The organism is Methanothrix harundinacea 6Ac, assembly GCF_000235565.1.
GTDB classification, from domain to species: Archaea; Halobacteriota; Methanosarcinia; order Methanotrichales; family Methanotrichaceae; genus Methanocrinis; species Methanocrinis harundinaceus.
This window is the reverse complement of sequence record NC_017527.1, coordinates 2,079,805-2,100,528: the sequence shown is the minus strand read 5'-3', so window position 1 is coordinate 2,100,528 and position 20,724 is coordinate 2,079,805. Positions and strand designations below refer to the sequence as shown.

Here is a 20,724-nt window from a genome sequence, read left to right as displayed (position 1 = left end):
CTTCTCATCTGGAGGGGGATCGACCCCCCCCCGCCCCCTTCATAATTGTTATGAACCTTTCTCAAACCTTCTCAAATACCTATAATACATTTATTAAGCCTACCTTCAGGCTGCACACCATCGAATCGAGAAGGAATGGAGAAGGATCGGACCGATGGATGGAGTATCGGATCATTATGCCACGGAAGAGAAGAACCCGCAGAGAGCTTTACACCAAGGAGATCGCAGCCTGCTCCATCTTCGGGGCTATGAACCGGGACGGCGACCGGTTTACAGGAGAGGGCGTCATGAAGGCGATAGCCAACATGCACGTCCGGGGCAACGGCCTCGGCGGGGGGTTTGCCGCCTACGGCATCTACCCGGAGCACCGAGACTGCTACGCCCTCCACCTGATGTTCACAGGTCCTAGCCCCCAGGCGAAGAAGGACGCAAAAAAGGAGTTTGAGGCCTTCCTCTCCCGCCGGTTCGACCTCTTCTTCGACGAGGAGATCCCCACCGACGAGGCGGTCCCGGTGAGAGACCCGCCCCTGATCTGGCGGTACTTCGTCCTCCCCCGGATCGACCCCGCCTCCGAGGAGGAGGAGGGGGACTACATCGTCAGGTCGATCATGGAGGTGAACGGCAAAATCGAGAACGCCTACATCTTCAGCTCCGGCAAGAACATGGGCTGCTTCAAGGGCGTCGGCTACCCCGAGGAGATCGGCGAGTACTTCATGCTCGACCGGACTTACCGGGCCCACACCTGGACCGTCCACGGGAGGTTTCCGACCAACACCCAGGCCTGGTGGGGCGGCGCTCACCCCTTCAGCCTCCTGGACACGACGATCGTCCACAACGGCGAGATCTCGTCTTACGGCACCAACCGCTGGTACCTGGAGATGTACGGCTACGCCTGCACCCTCCAGACCGACACCGAGGTGATCGCCTACGCCGCCGACCTCCTGATGAGGCGGCAGAGGCTCCCCATCGAGGTGGTCGCCAAGATCCTCGCCCCGCCGATCTGGAACTCCATCGACAGGATGCCGGAGAAGGAGAGGAGGCTCTTCACCACCCTCCGGATGGTCTACGGGCCGCTCCTGATGAACGGCCCCTTCGCCGTCATCATCGGCCAGACCGGCCGGATGATCGGCCTCACCGACCGGATAAGGCTGCGGCCCCTGACGGCCGCCACCAGCGGGGAGATGTTCTACATCTCCAGCGAGGAAGCGTCTATAAGACTGATATCGCCCCACCTCGACCGGGTCTGGACCCCCAATGGGGGGGAGCCGGTCGTCGGCGAGCTCTATAGCATGAGAAAGGATCAGCCATGAAATCTTTCGTCTTTCCCGAGTTCCAGGTCATCAGGGACGAGGAGAAGTGCGGCCAGTGCAGGGGATGCGAGAGGCAGTGCGCCTTCGGGACCCACACCTACGACCCGGCAGCCGACCGCCTCGTCTCCGACGACCGCAAGTGCGCCGGATGCCAGAGGTGCGTCATCTTCTGCCCCAAGGACGCGATAGAGGTCAGGCCGTCGCCTTCGTTCTACCGGCCGAACGCCTCCTGGTCTCGCGAGAAGATCGAGGACCTCAAGAGGCAGGCGGAGACGGGGGGGGTCCTCCTGACGGGGTGCGGGAGCGACAAGCCCTTCCGGATCTACTGGGACCACATCGTCCTCAACGCCTCCCAGGTGACCAACCCCTCCCTGGACCCCCTGCGGGAGCCGATGGAGCTTCGGACCTTCCTGGGGAGGAAGCCGGACATGATGGACATCTCCGCCGACTCCGGGGAGGTCGAGATCAGGACGGAGCTCAGCCCCAACCTGGTGGTGGAGACCCCGATCCTCTTCTCGGCGATGTCCTACGGGGCGATCAGCTACAACGCCTTCAAATCCCTGGCGACGGCCGCCTGCAAATCCAAGACCTACTTCAACACCGGCGAGGGCGGCCTCCCCCGGGAGATGAGGGAGGAGTTCGGCCGGTGCGCCATCGTCCAGGTCGCCAGCGGCCGCTTCGGGATCGACGCCGAGTACCTCAACATAGCTCAGGCGGTGGAGATCAAGGTCGGCCAGGGGGCGAAGCCCGGGATCGGGGGTCACCTCCCCGGCGAGAAGGTCTCCCTCTCGGTCGCCGAGACCCGGATGATCCCCCAGGGGACCGACGCCATCTCCCCCGCCCCCCACCACGACATCTACTCCATCGAGGACCTCTCGACCCTCATCACCGCCCTCAAGGAGGCGACCAACTACGAGAAGCCGATCTCCGTCAAGATCGCGGCGGTCCACAACTTCGCCGCCATAGCCTCGGGAATTGTGCGCGCAGGCGCCGACATCATCGCCATCGACGGCCTCCGGGGCGGGACGGGGGCCGCCCCCAAGGCGATCCGGGACAACGTGGGGATCCCGACGGAGCTCGCCATCTCCTCCCTCGACCGGAGGCTCCGGGAGGAGGGGATCAGGAACCGGTGCTCCATCATCTCCGCCGGCGGGATCCGGTGCAGCTCCGACGTCATAAAGGCGATCGCCCTGGGGGCCGACGCCGTCTACATAGGGTCGGCGGCCCTCATCGCCATGGGCTGTACCCTCTGCCAGAAGTGCTACACCGGAAAGTGCAACTGGGGGATCTGCACCCAGGACCCCCGCCTCTCCGGGAGGCTGAACGTGGAGATCGCCTCAGAGAGGCTCAGCAACCTCATATCCGCCTGGTCCCACGAGATCCGGGAGATGCTGGGGGGGATGGGGATCAACGCCCTCGAGAGCCTCCGGGGTAACAGAGACCACCTCCGGGGAATTGGGCTGTACGAATGGGAGCTGGACGTCCTGGGGATCAAGGGCGCGGGAGAGTGATGAAGATGGCCAGAGCAGCACTATCAGAACCTTTGATAAATTCGGATCAAGCGGGTGAAGAGATGATGGCAGCCCAGATCGACGCCGCCGATGTAAAGACCAAAGAGCTGAACGACCGGCTGAGGGAGCTCCTCCTCTCCGGCGCCAAGAGGGTCAGCATCAGGAACGTCTGCGGCCAGCGGTACATCGGGACCCGCCTCTACACCCCCCAGGGGCTGAGGATGGAGATCGAGGTCTTCGGGACGGCTGGAAACGATCTAGCCGCCTTCCTCTACGGCCACCGGATCGCCGTCCACGGGAACGCCCAGGACGGGGTCGGAAACACCATGGACGCCGGGGAGGTGATCGTGCGGGGCCGGGCCGGAGACGTCCTCGGCTTCTCGATGCGCGGGGGAGAGATCTACGTCCGGGACGGCTGCGGCTATCGGGCCGCCCTCCACATGAAGGAGTACGAGGGGAAGAGGCCCGTCCTCGTCGTAGGCGGGAGGTCCCAGGACTTCCTCGGCGAGTACATGGCCGGGGGGGTGGTCATCGTCCTGGACCTGGCGGGCGAGAGCCACGACGCCCATTTCATAGGGACCGGGATGCACGGGGGGGTCATCTACCTCCGGGGCTCCGTCGAGGAGTCCCAGGTCGGAGACCAGGTGGAGATATCGCCGGTGGACGACGCCGACAGGGCGGTCCTCGCCGATTACGTCACCCGGTTCCTGGAGCGCTTCCCCGAGACGGAGGTGACCAAAGAGGAGATACTGGCCTCGGGGTTCGTCAGGCTCACCCCCAGGTCGAGGAGGCCCTACGGGAACCTCTATGCTTACTGAACGTTGCATAGTAATGTCGGATGTAAATCGACTGCTTCGAGGATCGAGATGACCAAGGTGCTTGTTCCAACGGTCTGCCCCTATTGCGGTGCAGGCTGCGGATTTTTCGTTTCGGTGGAGCGGGGCAAAGCCGTCGGGATGGAGTACATGCCGGGCCATCCCGTCAGCGAGGGGGCCCTCTGCTCCAAGGGGAATGCGGCCCTGGAGTTCCTCCGCCATCAGGATCGGCTCACCACCCCCCTGAGGAGGAGGGGGGAGGGTTTCGTCAGGATCTCCTGGGAGGAGGCCCTCGGCCTCATCGCCCGGGGGCTCGGCGACGTCATCAGGAGGGACGGCCCCGGTGGTGTCGCCTTCCTCGCCTCCTCCAAATGCACCAACGAGGAGAACTACCTCCTCCAGAAGCTCGCCCGCCTACTGGGGACGCCTCACGTCGACAACTGCGCCCGGCTCTGCCACGCCCCCTCGGTGGTGGGTCTGAACCGGACCCTGGGGGCGGCGGGGATGACCAACCCCATCCCCGACATTGGGAGCTCCAAGTGCATATTCATCATCGGGTCGAACCTGGCGGAGAACCATCCCGTCATAGCCCGCTGGGTCCACCGGGCCCACGAAGACGGCGCTGTGGTGATCGTCGCCGATCCGAGGGAGACCCCCACCACCTGGATGGCGGACCTCTTCCTCCAGCTGACGCCGGGGACGGACGTCGCCCTCCTCTCCGGGATGGCCCACGTCATAATAGCGGAAGGGCTCATCGACGGAGATTACATCGCCAGGAATACCAGAGGCTTCGAGGCCTTGAGGGAATCGGTCAGGAGTTCCTCCCCTGAGAGGATCTCTGAGATCACGGGCGTCCCCCCCGACGATATCGTCCGGGCGGCGAGGGCCTACGCTTCGTCCCCCGCTTCTTCGATCCTCTACTCCATGGGGATCACCCAGCACAGCACGGGGACGGATAACGTCCAGGCCATCTCCAACCTCGCCCTCATCACTGGCCACCTGGGGCGGCCCGGGACGGGGGTGATGCCGCTGCGGGGCCAGAACAACGTCCAGGGAGCCTGCGACATGGGGGCCCTCGCGGAGTTCTATCCCGGCTACGGGAGGTCCGACGACCCCGAGACGATCCGGCGCTTCTCCTCCGCCTGGGGGGTCCCGGCTCTGCCGAAGGGCCCCGGCCTCACTGCGACGGAGATGATCTGCGCCGCCGCCTCCGGGGATATCAGGGCGATGTACATCCTCGGGGAGGATCCGGCCAACTCCGATCCCTGCAGCCAGAAGGTCCACCAGGCCCTCGAAGATCTCGATCTTCTGGTGGTCCAGGACATATTCATGACGGCGACGGCCAGGCTCGCCGACGTCGTCCTTCCGGGGGCGGTCTGGGCCGAGAAGGAGGGGAGCTTCACCAACACCGAGCGGCGGGTCCAGTGGAGCTCGAAGGCCGTAGATCCTCCGGGGGAGGCCCTTTCGGACCTGGAGATCATAGCCGCCGTCGGCAGGTCTCTGGGCATCGACCTCGGCTCTCCGGACGCCGCCTCAGTATTGGCGGAGATCAACCGGACCGTACCCCAGTACGCCGGCATAACCCGGGAGAGGCTCGGTGAGGGGGGGCTCATCTGGCCCTGCCCCGACCCCCACCACCCCGGAACCCCGATCCTCCACTCCGCCGGCTTCAAGCTCGCCGACGGCCGCGCCTCCATCGTCCCCGTCCGATACCGGCCGGCGGCAGAGGGACCGGGGCGGGAGTACCCCCTCCTCCTCACCACAGGAAGGGTGGCCGTCCACCACAACGCCGGGTCGATGACCCGGAGGAGCCCCTCCCTCCTCCGTCGCGAGCCGGACCTATTCGTGGAGATCAACCCCGCCGACGCTTTTCCCCTCCGGATCGCCGGGGGGGACCCGGTCCTGGTGGAGACTCCCCGGGGAGGGGCCGAGGCCCTAGCCCGCCTGACGGACCGGGTGAAGCGGGGGGTGGTCTTCATGCCCTTCCACTTCCCCGGGACGAACCGCCTCACCTCGGAGGCCACCGACCCCGAGGCGAGGATCCCGGAGTTCAAGGTCTCCGCCTGCAGGATAGTTCGGAGGGATTGAATGGCAGTTTACGTAGACATAAGGAGATGTATAGGATGCCGCTCCTGCGAGGTGGCCTGCGAGCGGGTCCACGGAGGCCGGGGGCACGTCCACGTCCACTTCGTCGGAGACTCCGCCTCCGTCCCCATACTCTGCCACCACTGCGAGGAGGCCTCCTGTGCTGCAGCCTGCTTCTCCGGAGCCCTCCACAAGGAGGGGAGCCGGACGGCCTTCGACGTGGAGAAGTGCACAGGATGCGGATTGTGCAGCCTGGCCTGCCCCTTTGGGGTGGTCTGGACCGAGAAGATCGCCCACAAGTGCGACCTATGCGAGGGGCGGGCCGAGCCGACCTGCGTCACCACCTGTCCCGCCAACGCCCTCACCACCGACTTCGATCTCCTCTCCCACCGGGCCCGGTCCCGGGCGGCTCGGGCCGTCGCCACGGGGGGCCGGAGATGATCCGGATCGATCTCCGCCTCTGCATCGGCTGCCTCTCCTGCTCCAACGTCTGCCCGAGCCAGAACATCCTCCGGACGGAGACGGCGGAGGAGAGGAGGATCCTCTGGAAGAGGTGCCGAGAGGAGTGCGACCTCTGCGTGGAGCACTGCCCCGCCAGGGCTCTCTCCCTCGTCCCCTTCGATGAGGCGGTTCCGGAGCCGGAGGCGTCCTTCGACCTCGTCGCCTGCAGGATCTGCGGCCGCCGCTACGCCACCGAGCCGATGCTCCGGAGGGTCGAGGCTTCCCTCCCCCAATCCCAGAACCCCGAATGGGTCCGGGCCTGCCCGACCTGCCGTCGGATCACGGAGGCGGAGCGGGCGACGGGGGAGATGGTGGCGGGGAGGCTAAAAAGGGCCCCTGGATGGGGCGGGGCGGAATGAATTTAATATTTATAGGGCCGTCCGAAAAGTTATATATGGCCGGGGGCCGCTATGGGGCTTCCGGCGAGGCTTTAGATCTTGATCTGCGCCATCGGGTGAACGAGACTTGACGATTGGAGTAGTCGATTACGGCGTCGGAAACCTCTTCAGCATTTACAATGCCCTGGAGCGGATCGGGGCGGGGCCGAAGATAGCCACTGAGCCGGAGGAGCTGGCGGGGTTCGATGGGATCGTCGTCCCCGGGGTGGGGTCCTTCGGGAGGTGCATGAGGCAGCTCTCTCGCTTCGAGCCTGCCCTCCGGGAGGCCCTTGAAGAGGGGAGGCCGATCCTCGGAATCTGCGTCGGGATGCAGGTCCTCTTCGAGAGGAGCGAGGAGAGCCCCGAGGAGGGGCTCGGATGGATCGATGGCGAGGTCGTCCGCCTCCCGGCCTCGGTCCTCGTCCCCCAGATGGGGTGGAACACCCTCTCGATAAAGAGGGAGGTGGAGATCCTGGATGGGATCTCCGACGACGACTTCTTCTACTTCGTCCACTCCTACCACTGCGTTCCCGGGGACGGGAGGGTGGTGGCCGCCACCTGCGACTACGGCCAAAAGATCGCCGCGGCGATATCGGTGGAGAGCCTCTTCGCCGTCCAGTTCCACCCCGAGAAGTCGGGGGAGAAGGGGCTATCCATCCTCAGGAACTTCGGGAGGCTCGCCCGATGTTAGCGAAGAGGATAATACCCTGCCTCGACTGCGACCTCGCCGTCCCCCAGGGGAGGGTGGTGAAGGGGATCGAGTTCAAGGAGATCAGGTACGCCGGGGTCCCCTGGGAGCTCGCCACCAGGTACTACGAGGAGGGGGCCGACGAGATCGTATTCCTCGACATCACCGCCTCCTCGGAGAGGCGGGAGACGATGAAGAACGTCATCAGGGCCACCGCCAAGAACGTCTTCATCCCCCTGGCCGTCGGCGGCGGGATCAGGGCCGTCGAGGACGTCCGGGCGGTCTTCCAGGCCGGGGCCGACAAGGTCACCGTCAACACCGCCGCCCTGAAGCGGCCCGGCCTCATATCCGAGATCGCCGGGGAGTACGGGAGCCAGGCCTGCGTCGTCGCCATCGACGCCAAGAGGAGGGACGGGCCGGGGGAGGGCAGAATCTCGGTCTCCACCCCGGAGGGCGACTCCTGGTTTGAGGCCTCCTTCTACGGCGGGAGGGAGTTCTCCGGGGTCGACGCCATCGCCTGGGCGATGGAGGCCGAGAGGCTCGGCGCCGGGGAGATCCTTCTCACCAGCATGGACCGGGACGGGACCTACGACGGCTTCGACGTGCCCCTGACCGACGCCGTATCGAGGAGGGTCAGGATACCGGTCATCGCCTCGGGGGGGTGCGGAAACCCCGACCACATCTTAGAGGTCTTCTCGAAGACGGGGGCGTCGGCCGCCCTCGCCGCCAGCATATTCCACTACGGGGAGTGGGGGGTCGGCGAGGTGAAGAGCCGCCTCGCCGAGAGGGGGATAAACGTCCGGATTTGAAAAACCCCGGACGCCGGATCGCCCTCCAGGACGGGCGGCACCGTCAGGTTTATAGACGCCGGACCGGTCTAATCCTGGGGAAGTCTGAGGTGTCGAATTGATCTCGCTGACGAAAGCGCCCTGCAACCTGGTCCTGGAGATAAAATCCTTCGCCGACAGCTTCGGCTGGGCGAAGAGGCTGGAGTCGATGGGGATAAGGAAGGGACAGAGGGTCCGGAAGATCGCCTGCCAGCCCTTTGGGGGGCCGGTGGTGATCGAGATCGGGGGATGCTGCGTATCCATGGGGAGGGGGATCGCCTCCAAGATCGACGTGGAGGTGGTCTCGGAGGCGGCCGACCAGAGAGAGGCCCCCACCGGGGCTCTCAGATAGATCCTAAAGGATGGATGGGGGGCCGGGGGATTTTAGCCCGATATCAGCTCTTTTAGCTTCTGGATGCTCTCCATCGTCTGGGCCGACTCCTGCTGCTTCTCTTCTTCGAAATGCCTGATCACCTCGTCGATGGGGGTGAGAAGGGAGTAGACCTTCATCGGCCTGCCTTTGCCCCCCCTCCTCACCTCCTTCTCGCTCACCCAGCCGTTGTCGCGCAGCGATCGCATCGCGATGCTCACCTCGGGCTGCCTCAGGTTTGAGCCCATCTCGATGTCCCGGGAGGAGGCCTCCTCCACGTTGGCCAGGTAGGTTATCAGGATGGCCACATTCCTCTGCACGCCGAGGCTCCGCAGGGTCTCAGCAAACTCGAGGTCCTTATCGTCCAGCACCTTCACTGTGCTCTCCTTCATCGTCGTCACCGGGGGATTATTTTAATTTTCAATCTAACAAAACCTTAATCATATAAATAATTTATTTCGACGGGCATTACATTAATAAAAAATGGGCCCTTCTCTGGATGGATATGGGAGATGGCTCCCCTTTTTCTCTGAGGTCGCGTCAAATTTCGAGGTGCGGAGAAGGAGAGATGCCACGGGGACGATGAGATGGTTTGATAATAGGGCGGGATGCGGGAGAGCTCGGCAGGGCCCCCTACGAGGGCCCTGCAACCCCCCTCACGCCGTCTATGCGAAAGAACGTCATGACGGCCGAAGCGGACTATCGAAGGATCGGATCCGTCCGATCGGCTCAGAACCGCCTCGGTGATCTTGCAGGCCTGTGCTTCTGATAGCATTCGCTGCAGTATACCGGCCTCGATCCGTCGGGCTTGAAGGGAACTTTCGTCTCCTTTCCGCAATCCGCGCAGACCGCGTCGTGCATCTCTCTGGGGCCTCTGTCGAAGCCGCCTCTACGTCCACCACGTCTATCATCCATTATATTCACGCGCCTTTTTGGTCTTCGATTCCGAAGAACCGACGGTGCTAGCGAGATCCCCAAAGAGGTCATCTGCGCAAGCTGATACGGCTCCTCCCGCCATGAAGATATACCTGTTGGTGGCACCGGCTAGGTCCCGATGCCGCCTCCCACCGGGAGGGGCTTTGGGCCTCTCCGAACGTTCTAAATAGCCCCTCTCCCTCCGATAAAAGGCCATGACTGCGAAGCCTCCCGCCTTCCGGCCGTACCCCCCCATCGCCAATTCCCTCCTCGTCCTCGCCCTCCTCTCAGCCCTGGTGGCGGGCTGCCTCGGTGGGCCCTCCGTCGGCATGGCCCCTCCGGTTTACGGCTATAGGGTGGTGGCCGCCTATCCTCACGACCCGGAGGCCTTCACCCAGGGGCTCGCCTTCCGCGACGGCCTCCTCTACGAGGGGACCGGCCTTTACGGCAGGTCGGAGATCCGCGAGACGGTCCTGGAGACGGGGGAGGAGATCCGATCTAGGGGCCTTCCGCCCTCCCTCTTCGGCGAGGGGATCGCCCTCATCGACGATGAGCTTCTCCAGCTCACCTGGAGGTCGGGGGTCGGCCTGGTCTGGGATCTGGAGAGCTTCACCGTCGTAGGGGCCTTCTCCTATCCGACAGAAGGATGGGGGATAACCGCCGACGGCCAAAGGCTCATCATGAGCGATGGGTCCTCGACCCTCAGGTTTCTGGACCCAGAGACCTTCGAGGTGACGGGGTCCCTGGAGGTGGAGGCGGATGGGAAGCCGCTTTTGGGGCTGAACGAGCTGGAGTGGGTCGACGGTCTCATCTACGCCAACGTCTGGAAGGCCGATGAGATCGCCATCATATCTCCGGGTTCGGGGAGGGTGGTGGGCTGGATCGACCTCGCCGGCCTCCTCTCCGAGGAGGAGAGGGAGAGGGGCGACGTCCTAAACGGGATCGCCTACGATCCCGCCTCGGGACGGCTCTTCGTCACAGGGAAGCTCTGGCCCTGGGTCTTCGAGATCGAGGTCGTAGCTTCGGGCTGACGGAAGGTTCCGGCCTGGGTAATCTTAATACCGATCAGGGCCATGGTGCGCTCAGAGGTTTAAGTATGCTCAGAGATTTCTCAAATAAATTCGCCATCGGCGCCTCCCTCGCCCTGGCCATATTATTATCGGCGGGGCTCGTCCAGGCGGTAGTCACCGATGACGTCAACTTCAGCGTCGTAGCTCCGGAGGGCGTCTCCCTGGGGTCGAACGCCACCTCTGAGGTAGCCGGCGGGATGGAGGATGGGAATCAGTCGAACCTGACCGAACCCCTCTCCGAGGTCGGCGGCGAGGCCGCGGCCAACGAGACGGCTCCGCCGATGGCGGCCGGGGCTGCGGAGGTCCCAGCCGCCGCCGATACTGCCAACGAAACGCTGCCCGAGGCCGCCAACGTCTCCGGGGCGGAGATTATACCCGAGGCGGCGGGAGGGGAGCTCCGGGCCGTCTGCCTCAACGGCTGCAGCTACACCACCATCCAGGCCGCGATCGACGCCGCCGGAGAGGGCGACGTGGTGGAGGTGGGGAGCGGAACCTACCGCGAGAACGTCATCGTCGATAAGAGGGTCACAATCCGGGGGGTTAACACCGGCGAGGGGGTGCCGGTGGTGGACGCCCAGGGTAACGGCAGCGCCGTCCTTCTGAAGGCCTCCGGGGTCTTCCTGGAGGGGCTCACCATCACCAACGCCGGCCCCTACCCCAGCGCCGGGATCGAGGTCGTCTCAAGAGACAGCGTCGTGGCCGGCTGCGCCGTCATGAACAGCAACTGGGCGGGGATATACCTGAAGGGCTCTGCCAACACCACCGTCTCACGGTGCATCTCCTCCAACAACGGCAACGACGGCATCCTCGTCTTCAGGGCCACTGGAAACCTGATCTCCGAGAGCGTCGTCAGCAACAACCTCGACGACGGGATAGCCCTCCTCAGCTCCGATGACAACCGGATCGAAGGGAACCTGGTCGCGAACAACACCGACGTGGGGATCTTCCTCGACAACTCCAAAAACGCCGTCGTGACCGGAAACGTCCTCAGCTACAACGCGAAGGGGATCAGCCTTCTCAACTCCGGGATCGACCGGGTCGGTCCAAACCGGTTCTTCAACAACACCGTAAACCTCGAGGGGGTCTAGACCGGCCTTTAGAGGCCGGGGCCCTCCCCATTTCTATCTCTATTTTTGCGACCCAGGCCCCTCAACCCCGGAGGGACCATCCGGGCGTCTCCCCGCCCCCTCCCGGCGGGCGGTGGTGGGCGGGATGGCGGACGGCCGTTGCCTTCGAAATGGATTTAACCCCTGGATGCCAGATAACATCCTGCCATGCAAGATTATTCCGTCAATCAGTTCTTAGAACTCGCCAAGACTCCGAAGATAGAGATCGAGGTCTGCGACGTCACCCTGAGAGACGGTGAGCAGATGCCCGGGGTCGTATTCAGGCCCGACGAGAAGATCGACATCGCCATCAAGCTGGACGAGGTGGGGGTGGAGATCATCGAGGCGGGCTTTCCGGTCGTCTCCGAGGCGGAGATGAGGGCGGTCCGGGACGTCTCCAACCTCGGCCTCGACTCCAAGATCTCGGTCCTCTCCCGGTCTGTACCCAAAGACGTCGACGCCGCCCTCGCCTGCGACGTCGACATGGTCAGCGTCTTCATAGCCACCTCCGACCTCCACCTGAAGTACAAGCTCCACATGACCTGCGAGGAGGCGATCAAGAGCGCTCTTGAGACGGTGGAGTACGCCAAGGACCACGGCCTCATCGTCCGGTTCTCAGCGGAGGACGCCACCAGGACGGAGTTCAATCTCCTCAAGCGGCTCTACAAAAAGGCCGAGGAGTGCCGGGCCGACTACGTCAGCATCGCCGACACCGTGGGGATCATGAACCCCAGGACTGTCTACTTCCTGGTCCGCGAGATCAAGAAGGTGGTGAAGATCCCGATATGCATGCACTGCCACGACGACCTGGGGCTCGCCCTCGCCAACACCCTGGCGGCGGCGGAGGCGGGGGCGAAGCAGCTCCACACCACCGTCAACGGGATCGGCGAGAGGAGCGGAAACACCCCCCTCGAGGAGCTGATGGTCGCCCTCCGGGTCCACTACTCCGTCGATAGGTACGACACCACAAAGCTCACAGACCTCTCGAAGCTCGTCCAGAGCTACTCGGGGGTGATGATGCCGAAGAACAAGGCCGTCGTCGGCGACAACGCCTTCGCCCACGAGTCGGGGATCCACGTCGCCGCCGTCCTGGAGGAGCCCCGGACCTACGAGCTCTACTCCCCCGAGATGGTCGGGTCGGCGAGGAGGATAATCATCGGAAAGCACACGGGGGCCCGGGCCCTCAAGTACATCACCAAGAAGATGGGCTACGACCTGAAGAGGGACGAGATCTGCCTCCTCGCCGAGCGGGTTAAGAGATGCAGCGAGTTCAAGCGGCCCATATCCTGCGACGAGCTCCGGAAGCTGATCCACGACCTGGACATCGAGATCGTCTACCCCGACCTCTGAGGGCGTACCCTCCGGTCCATCGTCCCGAAAGGCCCGCGGGCCTGGCCGCCCTCTCATGCGGGGGCCTGCGGCGAGAGCACCCCCGATCGGTGCCGCCCCCTTTACAGTCCGAGGGGGATGGAGGGCTGGACCTTTCTGGCTTTTCTGGGATCTTGGGGTATACGACGCTGGAACTTGACGGCCAATTCCGAGAGGTCCGAAATCACCACCATCTTAAAATAGACGGCGGAGTATGCGGGCCAAAATTGCAGGCCTCGGATGAGGCGGAGTAGGCATAGGTGAGAGTCAGGGTCTTTCTCAGGGTCTTCGGCACCCTCTTGAAGCTGCTGGGGGGGCTGATGCTCCTCCCCGCCGGGGTGTCGCTCCTCTACGGCGAGGTCGAGGGGGTGATAGCCTTCCTCCTACCCGCCCTCTTCACCTTCGCTATAGGCCTTTTGATGGCGATCCTGGGGGAGGAGGAGGTCCTCACCAACAAGGAGGGGTTCGCCCTGGTGGCCTTCGGATGGCTGGGGGCGGCAGCCACCGGCGCCCTCCCCTTCGTCCTTTTGGGGCTCAGCCCCATGGACGCCCTCTTCGAGTCGATGTCCGGCTTCACCACGACGGGGGCCTCCATCCTCTCCGAGAGCGGGGCCGATGGCCTCTTCCTAATAAACGCCACCGCCGCGAGCTCAAGCCTGGCGGTCGCCCTGGTCCAGATCGCCTCAAACCAGAGCTTCATGCCATCCGCCGTCGGTCCATCCACCTTTTTGGCCTCGAACGCATCGGCCCTCAACGATACGATCCTCAACGCCGCCTTCCCCGGAGGCCTCTCGGGAAGTGGGACGAACCTGACATCAAATCTGATCGAGCCCACTTATAGGGGCCTCCTCTTCTGGAGGTGCTTCACCAACTGGATCGGAGGGATGGGGATCATCGTCCTCTTCATAGCGATCCTCCCCAACCTGGGGGTGGCGGGCCGCCAGCTCTTCAACGCCGAGGTTCCGGGTCCGACGGAGGATCTGATAAGGCCCCGGATCAAGCAGACGGCGAAGATCCTCTGGGGGGTCTACATGGTCCTCACGGCGGCCGAGTTCCTCCTCCTGATGCTCGCCAAGATGCCAGCGTACGATGCCATATGCACCACCTTCTCCACCGTCGCCACCGGCGGCTTCTCCCCCCGGGCGGAGAGCATCGCCTACTACTCCGGCCCCGACTACAACGGCCCCCTCATAGAGGTCGTCGTGATCCTCTTCATGTTCGTCTGCGGGGCGAACTTCGCCCTCCACTATCGGACGATGTACGTCAGCAGAAAGAGCCTCATAAAAGATGCGGAGTTCAAGTTCTACTCGCTCATCGTCCTCGCCTCGATCCTCGTCATCACCCTCATCGGCGGCATCGACGAGAGCCTCCCCCCGGAGGGGCCGGATCTCGAAGGGTTCGATCTGGCGAGCCACCGCCTCCGGACCGCCGCCTTCCAGACCGTCTCGATCATCACCACCACCGGCTTCGCCACCGCCGACTACGACCTCTGGTCCAGCCCCGCGAAGCTGATTCTACTGTTCTTGATGTTCACCGGAGGCTGTGCGGGTTCGACGGCTGGGGCGATGAAGGTTGTCCGGATCCTCCTCGCCCTCCAGTGCTGCCGCCGGGAGCTGTTTCGGACCCTCCACCCCAAGGCGGTGATGGCGGTGAAGCTGAAGGGAGCCCCCGTTCGGGAGGACGTCCTCCGCTCGATCCTGATATTCATGGCGATATACATCCTCATCTTCGCCATCGGCTCGGCCCTCTTCGCCTCGGTCTGCACCCTCGCTGAGGAGGAGACGGGGGCGGAGGATCGGATCTATTTCGTCTCCGGGGCAGGAGTCGGCCTAGAGGTGGTGGGCGGGATCTCCGGCGGCTGGGCCGGGGCGGAGGGACCGGGGGATGGGATCTGCTCCGGCCGTGGCGTCGGGGGGATCGACATGATCAGCGCCTGCTCCGCCGTCGCCACCTGCCTTGGAAACGTCGGCCCCGGCCTCCACCGATTCGGGCCTACGGACAACTTCTCGGAGGTCCCGGGGATCGGAAAGCTCATCCTCATTCTATGCATGTGGATGGGGAGGCTGGAGGTCCTGACGGTCCTCGTCCTCCTGATCCCCGACTTCTGGAAGGGCTGAGACGATCGATGGCGAGGCGGACGGGCGGACGGGATCTTCATCGGGGGTCGGGGAGGGCGGGAGATCCGCGAAATTAGCGGACGGATAAAATTTCGAAACAACCACCATGGTAAAATAGGGGACGTCGCTTCTTTAACTGGCGAATTTGAGGTCGGCTTCGGATGATCTGGACGTGAGATGGGTGAGGATAAGGGTCTTTCTCAGGGTCTTCGGCACCCTCTTGAAGCTGCTGGGGGGGCTGATGCTCCTCCCCGCCGGGGTGTCGTTCCTCTACGGCGAGGTCGAGGGGGTGATAGCCTTCGTCCTACCCGCCCTCTTCACCTTCGCTATAGGCCTTTTGATGGCGATCTTGGGGGAGGAGGAGGTCCTCACCAACAGGGAGGGGTTCGCCCTGGTGGCCTTCGGATGGCTGGGGGCGGCAGCCACCGGCGCCCTCCCGTACATCCTTTTGGGGCTCAGCCCCATAGACGCCCTCTTCGAGTCGATGTCCGGCTTCACCACGACGGGAGCCTCCATCCTCTCGGAGGTCGGCGCCGACGGCCTCTGGGCGATGAACGCCACGGCCGCGAGCTACGGCCTGGCTGCATCCATCGCCCATAACGCCTTCAGCGACCTTAGCATCAGCCCGACCTTCGATCCTGCCGGCTTTGTGGGATCGAACATCTCGGCCCTCAATGATACGGTCCTCAACGCCACCCTCAACGGAAGCCTGGTGGGGGTCGAGGCTAACGCCAGCTCTGGACTGGTCGGCCCTACCTATCGCGGCCTCCTCTTCTGGAGGTGTTTCACCCAGTGGCTGGGGGGGATGGGGATCATCGTCCTCTTCATTGCGATCCTGCCGAACCTGGGGGTGGCGGGCCGCCAGCTCTTCAAGGCCGAGGTTCCGGGGCCGTCGGAGGATCTGATTCGGCCGCGGATCAGGGAGACGGCGAAGATCCTCTGGGGGGTCTACATGGTGATAACCGCCGCTGAGTTTCTCCTCCTGATGCTCGCCAGGATGCCGGCGTACGATGCGGTATGTACCACCTTCTCCACCGTCTCGACCGGCGGCTTCTCCCCCCGGGCGGATAGCATCGCCTACTACGGCGGCCCCGACTATAACGCCCCCTTCATCGAGGTGATCGTCATCGTCTTCATGTTCATCTCCGGGGCGAGCTTCGCCCTCCATTATCGGACGATGTACGTCAACAGGACGAGCCTGATCGAAGATCCGGAGTTCAGGTTCTACTCCCTTCTGGTGGGCGCCGTCATCCTCATCGTAGTCCTCATCGGCGGGGTCGACGGCAGCTTCCTGGGGGATAGCCCCGAGGCCGAGGGGGTGGGGCTAGCGGGCCAGAGGCTGAGGGCCGCCGCCTTCCAGACCGTCTCCATCGTCACCAGCACCGGCTTTGCCACCGCCGACTACGACCTCTGGTCCAGCCCCGCGAAGCTGATCCTCCTGTTCTTGATGTTCACCGGAGCCTGCGCCGGGTCTACCTCGGGGGGGATGAAGCTCGTCAGGGTCCTCCTCTCGGTGAGGTACTGCCGCCGGGAGCTCTTCCGGACCCTTCACCCCAAGGCGGTGATGGCGGTGAAGCTGAAGGCCTCCCCCGTTCGGGAGGACGTCCTCCACTCGATCATGGTATTCATGGCCCTCTACATCCTGATCTTCGCCGTAGGGTCGGTCCTCTTCGCCTCGGTAACCTCTCTTCCGGGGGAGGCGGCGACGTCCGAGGAGATCGTCTGCTTCGTCTCCGGCGATGGCGAGAAGGTCGTATGCTTCGGTCCGGATGGCTGGAACGGCTCCAGGGAGCTCCTCGGCTCGGACCCTAAGGTCTCCGGAGGCGTCGCCTGCTTCTTCCCCGCCGAGAACGGCACCAGGAGGATAGAGGTGGACCGAAGGCCCATCAACCTCTCGGAGATCTACTCGAAGGGGGGTGGTCTGGTCTCGTTCGGGTCAGGCTTCAGCAGCGATATGGACGTGATCAGCGCCGCCTCCGCCGTCGCCTCGGCCCTCGGAAACGTCGGACCCGCCTTCCACCGGTACGGGCCGACGGACAACTATTCCGAGGTTCCAGGGATCGGCAAGCTGATCCTGATCGTCTGCATGTGGATAGGGAGGCTTGAGCTCCTGACGGTCCTCGTCCTCCTCGTCCCCGACTTCTGGAAGGATTGAGATGATGCTGGAAGTATCTTTGAGGAATGGGGGGTCGTGAAGCTGAAGGGCGAGATGAGGCTCGTCACCCTCGCCGAGAACTCGGCGGGGCTCCGGCGGGGCGTCCTCGCCGAGCACGGCTTCTCCGCTTACCTGGAGTTTGGGGATTCCAGGGTGATCTTCGATGCGGGGCAGACCACCACCGCCGTCTCCAACGCCCGGGCTCTGGGGATAGATCTGGAGGGAGTTCCCATCGCCCTCAGCCACGGCCACTACGACCATACAGGAGGGCTGGGCAGCCTCATTGAGAAAACCGGCCCTGTCCCGGTTTACGCCCATCCCGACGTCTTCGTCTCCCGGTACACCCGGCGGGGAGGGGCCCTCAGGCAGATCGGGATCCCCTTCAGGAGAGGGGATCTGGAGGCGGCCGGCGCCCGGTTCGAGCTTTCCCGGAGGGCAGAAGAGATATTCCCGGGGCTCTGGCTCACAGGTGAGGTCCCAAGGATCGCCGGGTTTGAGGGGCGAAGCGAGGATCTGGTCGTCGTCTCGGAGGGGGGCGAGATCGTCCTCGATCCGATCCGCGACGACCAGGCCCTCATCGCCGTCCTGGAGAGGGGGATCTTCGTCCTCCTGGGGTGCGCCCATTCGGGGATGATCAGCACTCTCCTCCACGCGAAGAGGGTCACCGGCTGTGACCGGGTCCTGGGGGTCGCCGGGGGGACCCACCTCGGCTTCGGCGGCGGGGATAAGCTTCCAAGGACGATCGAGGCGCTCCGGTCCCTCGACCTCGAGGTCCTCGCCCCCTCCCACTGCACCGGCTTTGCCGCCGCCTCGGCCCTGGCGGCGGCCTTCCCCGACCGGTTCGTCGAAAACAGCGTGGGGACGGAGATCATCCTCTGACGGCTCCCGTCCAAAAAAGGGCGATGGAAGGGGGAACGGGGGTTTGGCGTAGTCTAAGGCTCATGGTCCTGATGGGTGTTGGTTCCGGCCTTCGGCTCAGCCGGGGGTGCCGAACCGGGGGCACCTCCCCCGCGCCACCACCAGGGAGACTCCGGGCTTCGCCAGCTCTTCGGCCAGGACCTCCTCGATATCACCCCGATCCTCCGGAAGGTCGATGGTCCTGGCATCAGGGACTATCGTCCTCAGCACCGGGGAGAGGTCGGGGACGCCCTGGCCTCCCGTCATCGCCGCGACGCCGTTATCGAGGAGGAGGACCAGCACCTCTCTTCTGTTATTAACGGCGTCGATCAACCCCAAAAGGCCGGAGTGGGCGAGGGCGTAGTCGCCGATGAGGGCGACCCCCTTCTCCCCGAAGCCGGAGGCGACGGCCACCGAGGATCCGAGGCCGTAGACGACGTCCACCGCCGGGGGGTCCCGGACCGCCCGGATGCTGCACCCGGCGTCCCCCGCCACCGGGACCCGAAGGCCAAAAACCGCCTCGTAGAGGGGTCGGTAGGGGCAGTCGTCGCAGACCTTCTTTGAGGCGGCCCGATCCTCGGACCTCTCGGGCTTTTGGGCGGGGCCCGGCTCCTCCCCCGAGCCGATCATCTCGATCGCCCTCGCCAGGTCCCCCGCCTCCATCCTCCCCCAGGGGAGGTGGCAGGTCAGCTTCCCGAAGATGCCGCCGCAGACCATGAGCCTCGCCTCGATAAAGGGGGTCGGCTCCTCCACCACCAGGATCTTATCGTGCTCCGAAGCGAACTCCCGGATCGCCTCTAGCGGGAGGGGGTGAGAGAAGCCGACGACCAGGAGGGGAAGGTCGGTCTTGGATGCATATCCCGCGGGCCTCCCGGAGGCTATGATCCCGATATCCCCCCCGCCTCCCCTCAGGAGGTTGAGGGAGGACCCCTCCGAGGCGGACCTCATCGCCGGGAGGGCTTCGGTCCTGTACCTCTGGTGGCGCCCCTTCGCCGTCAGATCCCAGATCGACCGGTCGAAGGTCGGAGACCTCCTCACCTCCCTCGGAGGTGGAGGGACCCGGAACCCGGCGGGGTCGCGGCTCGATACACCACCCCCTCCTCCGAACTCGAAGGTCGTCCTCACCATCGCCGGCGCCCTGACCTCTTCGGATAAGGCGTAGGCCTCCCGGAGGGCGGACCCGAGGAGGATGGGGCTCGCCGGGTCCAGGACGGGGACCTCGCAGAGGGGGCCGTAGTTCCTCACGTCCATCTCCGCCTGAGACCCCCGGGGGCCCACGTCCTCCCCGGCGAGGACCACCAGCCCCGCCCCTATGGTGTGGGTCGGGGCGATGGCGAGGGGGTCGGCGAGGAGGTTTATGCCCAGGTGCTTCACCAGGACGATCGCCCTCCTCCCGGAGGCGGAGCTCCCCAGGGCCACCTCCAGGGCCACCTTCTCGTTCGTCGCCATCTCGGCGCCCTCGCCCAGGGCGGGGACGGCTTCGGTGATGGGGTAGCCAGGAACGTAGATCCGGACCTGGACGTTCAGCTCCTCCAGGCATCCCTTCAGGACCTCCACGGCTGCGGGCCCCCCAATCCCGGAGCCCTCCCCTCCGGCGATCTCTCTTTCTCCATTCATGCCGACGACTCCCGTCTCCTCAGAGGAGGGCCCCTCTCGGGGCTTCAGCCCCTCCATCCTTTCCAGGATCTCACCCTTTCCCTCATTCTCCGGGCCTCACCGACGCGAGGGGCCTTCCGCAGAAGGGGATCGCCGCAAGAGCCCCTATCAGACCCCGGCCGGCGATGACGACCTCCGTCCCGGTCCGCGCCGCCGTCTCGATCGCGAGGTCGTAGGCGATCCGCTCGGTCCTGCAGAGTTGGGAGTACTCCATCAGGGGCGAGGGGTCAAACCCCCGGTAGACCGCCATCCCCGTCTCTTCGGAGACGGTGTACCGCTCCAAAAGGTCCCGGAACTCCGCCAGCATCGGATCGGCCTTTCCCGGCAGGGCGGCGAACTCCACCACCGTAGAGACGCAGTTCTGGGTCTTGGTGGGGACGGGGAAGAGCTGGACGAGGGCGTGGGAGACGTACCTCGCCTCGGGCCGGTCGACCTTCGCGGCGATGTTGTGGACCAGGGACCACGTCGCCCCCTCCGTCTTAGAGTCGGTGTCGTCGACGCCGACGGCTATCCTCTCCCTCCGGGGAAGGACGATCGTCCCCCGTCCCACCTTCCCCCCACCGGATTCGGAGACGCTAGATCGGAGGACGTCCCCGGCCCTCGATCTGGAGACCGTCGCGCCGACGCCGCCGCCCCCGAGGCCGGCGTAGGTTATCTCCACCTCATCGCCCCTCACCGCCACAGCCTCGATCCCCGCCGACCGCCGGGAGGAGGCGAGGGCGAGGTCGGACCTCCCCGCCCGGACGCGGTAGCGGAACCACTCCCCCACGGACCTGGCCTCCACCACCAGGGGCCCTTTAGAGTAGTGGTGGAGGGACCAGGCCCCGCCCCCGAAGCAGGAGGAGCGCTCCAGGATCTCCACCTCCTCGCCGTCGGAGCTGGCCACGGCGTGGATCTGTCGGTAGACGACAGCATAGGGATCTTCAAGAGCGAGCACGGATCAACACCTCGAACCA

Annotated in this window: 19 protein-coding genes; 15 read left to right on the top strand and 4 right to left on the bottom strand. The window is 64.8% G+C overall.

Annotated features, from left to right (window positions below):
• The first annotated feature begins 176 nt into the window (after positions 1 to 176).
• From MHAR_RS09920 to MHAR_RS09880, 9 genes are all read left to right on the top strand, one after another.
• Positions 177 to 1,310, top strand: coding sequence for a class II glutamine amidotransferase (locus tag MHAR_RS09920; protein ID WP_143763384.1), 1,134 nt, complete (start codon positions 177 to 179; stop codon positions 1,308 to 1,310).
• On the top strand, positions 1,307 to 2,821 hold the full coding sequence (locus tag MHAR_RS09915; protein ID WP_014587477.1) for a glutamate synthase-related protein: 1,515 nt from the start codon (positions 1,307 to 1,309) through the stop codon (positions 2,819 to 2,821). Before MHAR_RS09920 ends, MHAR_RS09915 begins: the two co-directional genes overlap by 4 nt.
• A gap of 62 nt (positions 2,822 to 2,883) precedes the next feature.
• Positions 2,884 to 3,639, top strand: a complete 756-nt coding sequence (locus tag MHAR_RS09910) for a GltB/FmdC/FwdC-like GXGXG domain-containing protein (protein ID WP_228369548.1) — start codon at positions 2,884 to 2,886, stop codon at positions 3,637 to 3,639.
• Between the two features lie 48 nt (positions 3,640 to 3,687).
• Positions 3,688 to 5,724 carry a formate dehydrogenase subunit alpha gene (gene fdhF / locus MHAR_RS09905; RefSeq protein ID WP_014587475.1) on the top strand — a complete coding sequence of 679 codons (2,037 nt, stop codon included), beginning with the start codon at positions 3,688 to 3,690 and terminating at the stop codon, positions 5,722 to 5,724.
• Positions 5,725 to 6,162, top strand: coding sequence for a 4Fe-4S dicluster domain-containing protein (locus tag MHAR_RS09900; RefSeq protein ID WP_014587474.1), 438 nt, complete (start codon positions 5,725 to 5,727; stop codon positions 6,160 to 6,162). It begins immediately after the preceding gene.
• On the top strand, positions 6,159 to 6,581 hold the full coding sequence (locus MHAR_RS09895; RefSeq protein ID WP_014587473.1) for a 4Fe-4S dicluster domain-containing protein: 423 nt from the start codon (positions 6,159 to 6,161) through the stop codon (positions 6,579 to 6,581). The genes MHAR_RS09900 and MHAR_RS09895 overlap by 4 nt, the downstream gene beginning before the upstream one ends.
• Positions 6,582 to 6,687: 106 nt before the next feature.
• Positions 6,688 to 7,290: an imidazole glycerol phosphate synthase subunit HisH gene (gene hisH, locus MHAR_RS09890; protein ID WP_014587472.1), complete on the top strand. Its 603-nt coding sequence runs from the start codon at positions 6,688 to 6,690 to the stop codon at positions 7,288 to 7,290.
• Positions 7,284 to 8,096 (top strand): imidazole glycerol phosphate synthase subunit HisF, encoded by an 813-nt coding sequence (hisF, locus tag MHAR_RS09885; protein WP_014587471.1) that lies wholly within the window; start codon positions 7,284 to 7,286, stop codon positions 8,094 to 8,096. The genes hisH and hisF overlap by 7 nt, the downstream gene beginning before the upstream one ends.
• 97 nt (positions 8,097 to 8,193) lie before the next feature.
• Complete coding sequence (locus MHAR_RS09880) at positions 8,194 to 8,466, top strand: FeoA family protein (protein ID WP_014587470.1); 273 nt, start codon at positions 8,194 to 8,196, stop codon at positions 8,464 to 8,466.
• A 32-nt stretch (positions 8,467 to 8,498) separates the two neighbouring features.
• Here the strand turns inward: MHAR_RS09880 and MHAR_RS09875 are convergent, their stop codons facing one another.
• Together MHAR_RS09875 and MHAR_RS13045 are read right to left on the bottom strand one after the other, a co-directional pair.
• A complete protein-coding gene (locus tag MHAR_RS09875; RefSeq protein ID WP_048145036.1) occupies positions 8,499 to 8,876 on the bottom strand; it encodes an ArsR family transcriptional regulator in 378 nt (125 codons plus the stop codon).
• 337 nt (positions 8,877 to 9,213) lie between these two features.
• On the bottom strand, positions 9,214 to 9,399 hold the full coding sequence (locus tag MHAR_RS13045) for a CxxC-x17-CxxC domain-containing protein (RefSeq protein ID WP_081472326.1): 186 nt from the start codon (positions 9,397 to 9,399) through the stop codon (positions 9,214 to 9,216).
• A gap of 215 nt (positions 9,400 to 9,614) precedes the next feature.
• Between MHAR_RS13045 and MHAR_RS09870 the strand changes: the two genes are divergently transcribed.
• From MHAR_RS09870 to MHAR_RS09845, 6 genes are all read left to right on the top strand, one after another.
• Complete coding sequence (locus tag MHAR_RS09870) at positions 9,615 to 10,430, top strand: glutaminyl-peptide cyclotransferase (RefSeq protein ID WP_014587468.1); 816 nt, start codon at positions 9,615 to 9,617, stop codon at positions 10,428 to 10,430.
• Positions 10,431 to 10,495: 65 nt separating this feature from the next.
• Positions 10,496 to 11,557 carry a right-handed parallel beta-helix repeat-containing protein gene (locus tag MHAR_RS09865; RefSeq protein ID WP_014587467.1) on the top strand — a complete coding sequence of 354 codons (1,062 nt, stop codon included), beginning with the start codon at positions 10,496 to 10,498 and terminating at the stop codon, positions 11,555 to 11,557.
• A 186-nt stretch (positions 11,558 to 11,743) separates the two neighbouring features.
• Complete coding sequence (locus tag MHAR_RS09860; protein WP_014587466.1) at positions 11,744 to 12,925, top strand: homocitrate synthase family protein; 1,182 nt, start codon at positions 11,744 to 11,746, stop codon at positions 12,923 to 12,925.
• Positions 12,926 to 13,203: 278 nt separating this feature from the next.
• Complete coding sequence (locus tag MHAR_RS09855) at positions 13,204 to 15,060, top strand: TrkH family potassium uptake protein (protein ID WP_014587465.1); 1,857 nt, start codon at positions 13,204 to 13,206, stop codon at positions 15,058 to 15,060.
• 145 nt (positions 15,061 to 15,205) lie between these two features.
• A complete protein-coding gene (locus tag MHAR_RS09850; RefSeq protein WP_052301022.1) occupies positions 15,206 to 17,215 on the top strand; it encodes a TrkH family potassium uptake protein in 2,010 nt (669 codons plus the stop codon).
• A gap of 36 nt (positions 17,216 to 17,251) precedes the next feature.
• On the top strand, positions 17,252 to 18,094 hold the full coding sequence (locus MHAR_RS09845) for an MBL fold metallo-hydrolase (protein ID WP_014587463.1): 843 nt from the start codon (positions 17,252 to 17,254) through the stop codon (positions 18,092 to 18,094).
• 96 nt (positions 18,095 to 18,190) lie between these two features.
• Here MHAR_RS09845 and MHAR_RS09840 read toward each other — a convergent pair whose 3' ends face one another.
• Together MHAR_RS09840 and mmp11 are read right to left on the bottom strand one after the other, a co-directional pair.
• Entirely contained in the window at positions 18,191 to 19,786 is a 1,596-nt protein-coding gene (locus tag MHAR_RS09840; RefSeq protein ID WP_014587462.1) for a thiamine pyrophosphate-dependent enzyme, read from the bottom strand.
• 25 nt (positions 19,787 to 19,811) lie between these two features.
• Positions 19,812 to 20,705, bottom strand: a complete 894-nt coding sequence (gene mmp11, locus MHAR_RS09835) for a methanogenesis marker protein 11 (protein WP_014587461.1) — start codon at positions 20,703 to 20,705, stop codon at positions 19,812 to 19,814.
• Positions 20,706 to 20,724: the final 19 nt, after the last annotated feature.

Coding starts and splice junctions, on each gene's coding strand:
- MHAR_RS09860 (WP_014587466.1), top strand. CDS start 11,744: ATGCAAGATTATTCCGTCAATCAGTTCTTAGAACTCGCCAAGACTCCG.
- MHAR_RS13045 (WP_081472326.1), bottom strand. CDS start 9,399: ATGGATGATAGACGTGGTGGACGTAGAGGCGGCTTCGACAGAGGCCCC.
- MHAR_RS09840 (WP_014587462.1), bottom strand. CDS start 19,786: ATGGAGGGGCTGAAGCCCCGAGAGGGGCCCTCCTCTGAGGAGACGGGA.
- fdhF (WP_014587475.1), top strand. CDS start 3,688: ATGACCAAGGTGCTTGTTCCAACGGTCTGCCCCTATTGCGGTGCAGGC.
- hisF (WP_014587471.1), top strand. CDS start 7,284: ATGTTAGCGAAGAGGATAATACCCTGCCTCGACTGCGACCTCGCCGTC.
- MHAR_RS09895 (WP_014587473.1), top strand. CDS start 6,159: ATGATCCGGATCGATCTCCGCCTCTGCATCGGCTGCCTCTCCTGCTCC.
- MHAR_RS09870 (WP_014587468.1), top strand. CDS start 9,615: ATGACTGCGAAGCCTCCCGCCTTCCGGCCGTACCCCCCCATCGCCAAT.
- MHAR_RS09900 (WP_014587474.1), top strand. CDS start 5,725: ATGGCAGTTTACGTAGACATAAGGAGATGTATAGGATGCCGCTCCTGC.
- MHAR_RS09915 (WP_014587477.1), top strand. CDS start 1,307: ATGAAATCTTTCGTCTTTCCCGAGTTCCAGGTCATCAGGGACGAGGAG.
- MHAR_RS09910 (WP_228369548.1), top strand. CDS start 2,884: ATGATGGCAGCCCAGATCGACGCCGCCGATGTAAAGACCAAAGAGCTG.
- MHAR_RS09920 (WP_143763384.1), top strand. CDS start 177: ATGCCACGGAAGAGAAGAACCCGCAGAGAGCTTTACACCAAGGAGATC.
- MHAR_RS09865 (WP_014587467.1), top strand. CDS start 10,496: ATGCTCAGAGATTTCTCAAATAAATTCGCCATCGGCGCCTCCCTCGCC.
- MHAR_RS09875 (WP_048145036.1), bottom strand. CDS start 8,876: ATGAAGGAGAGCACAGTGAAGGTGCTGGACGATAAGGACCTCGAGTTT.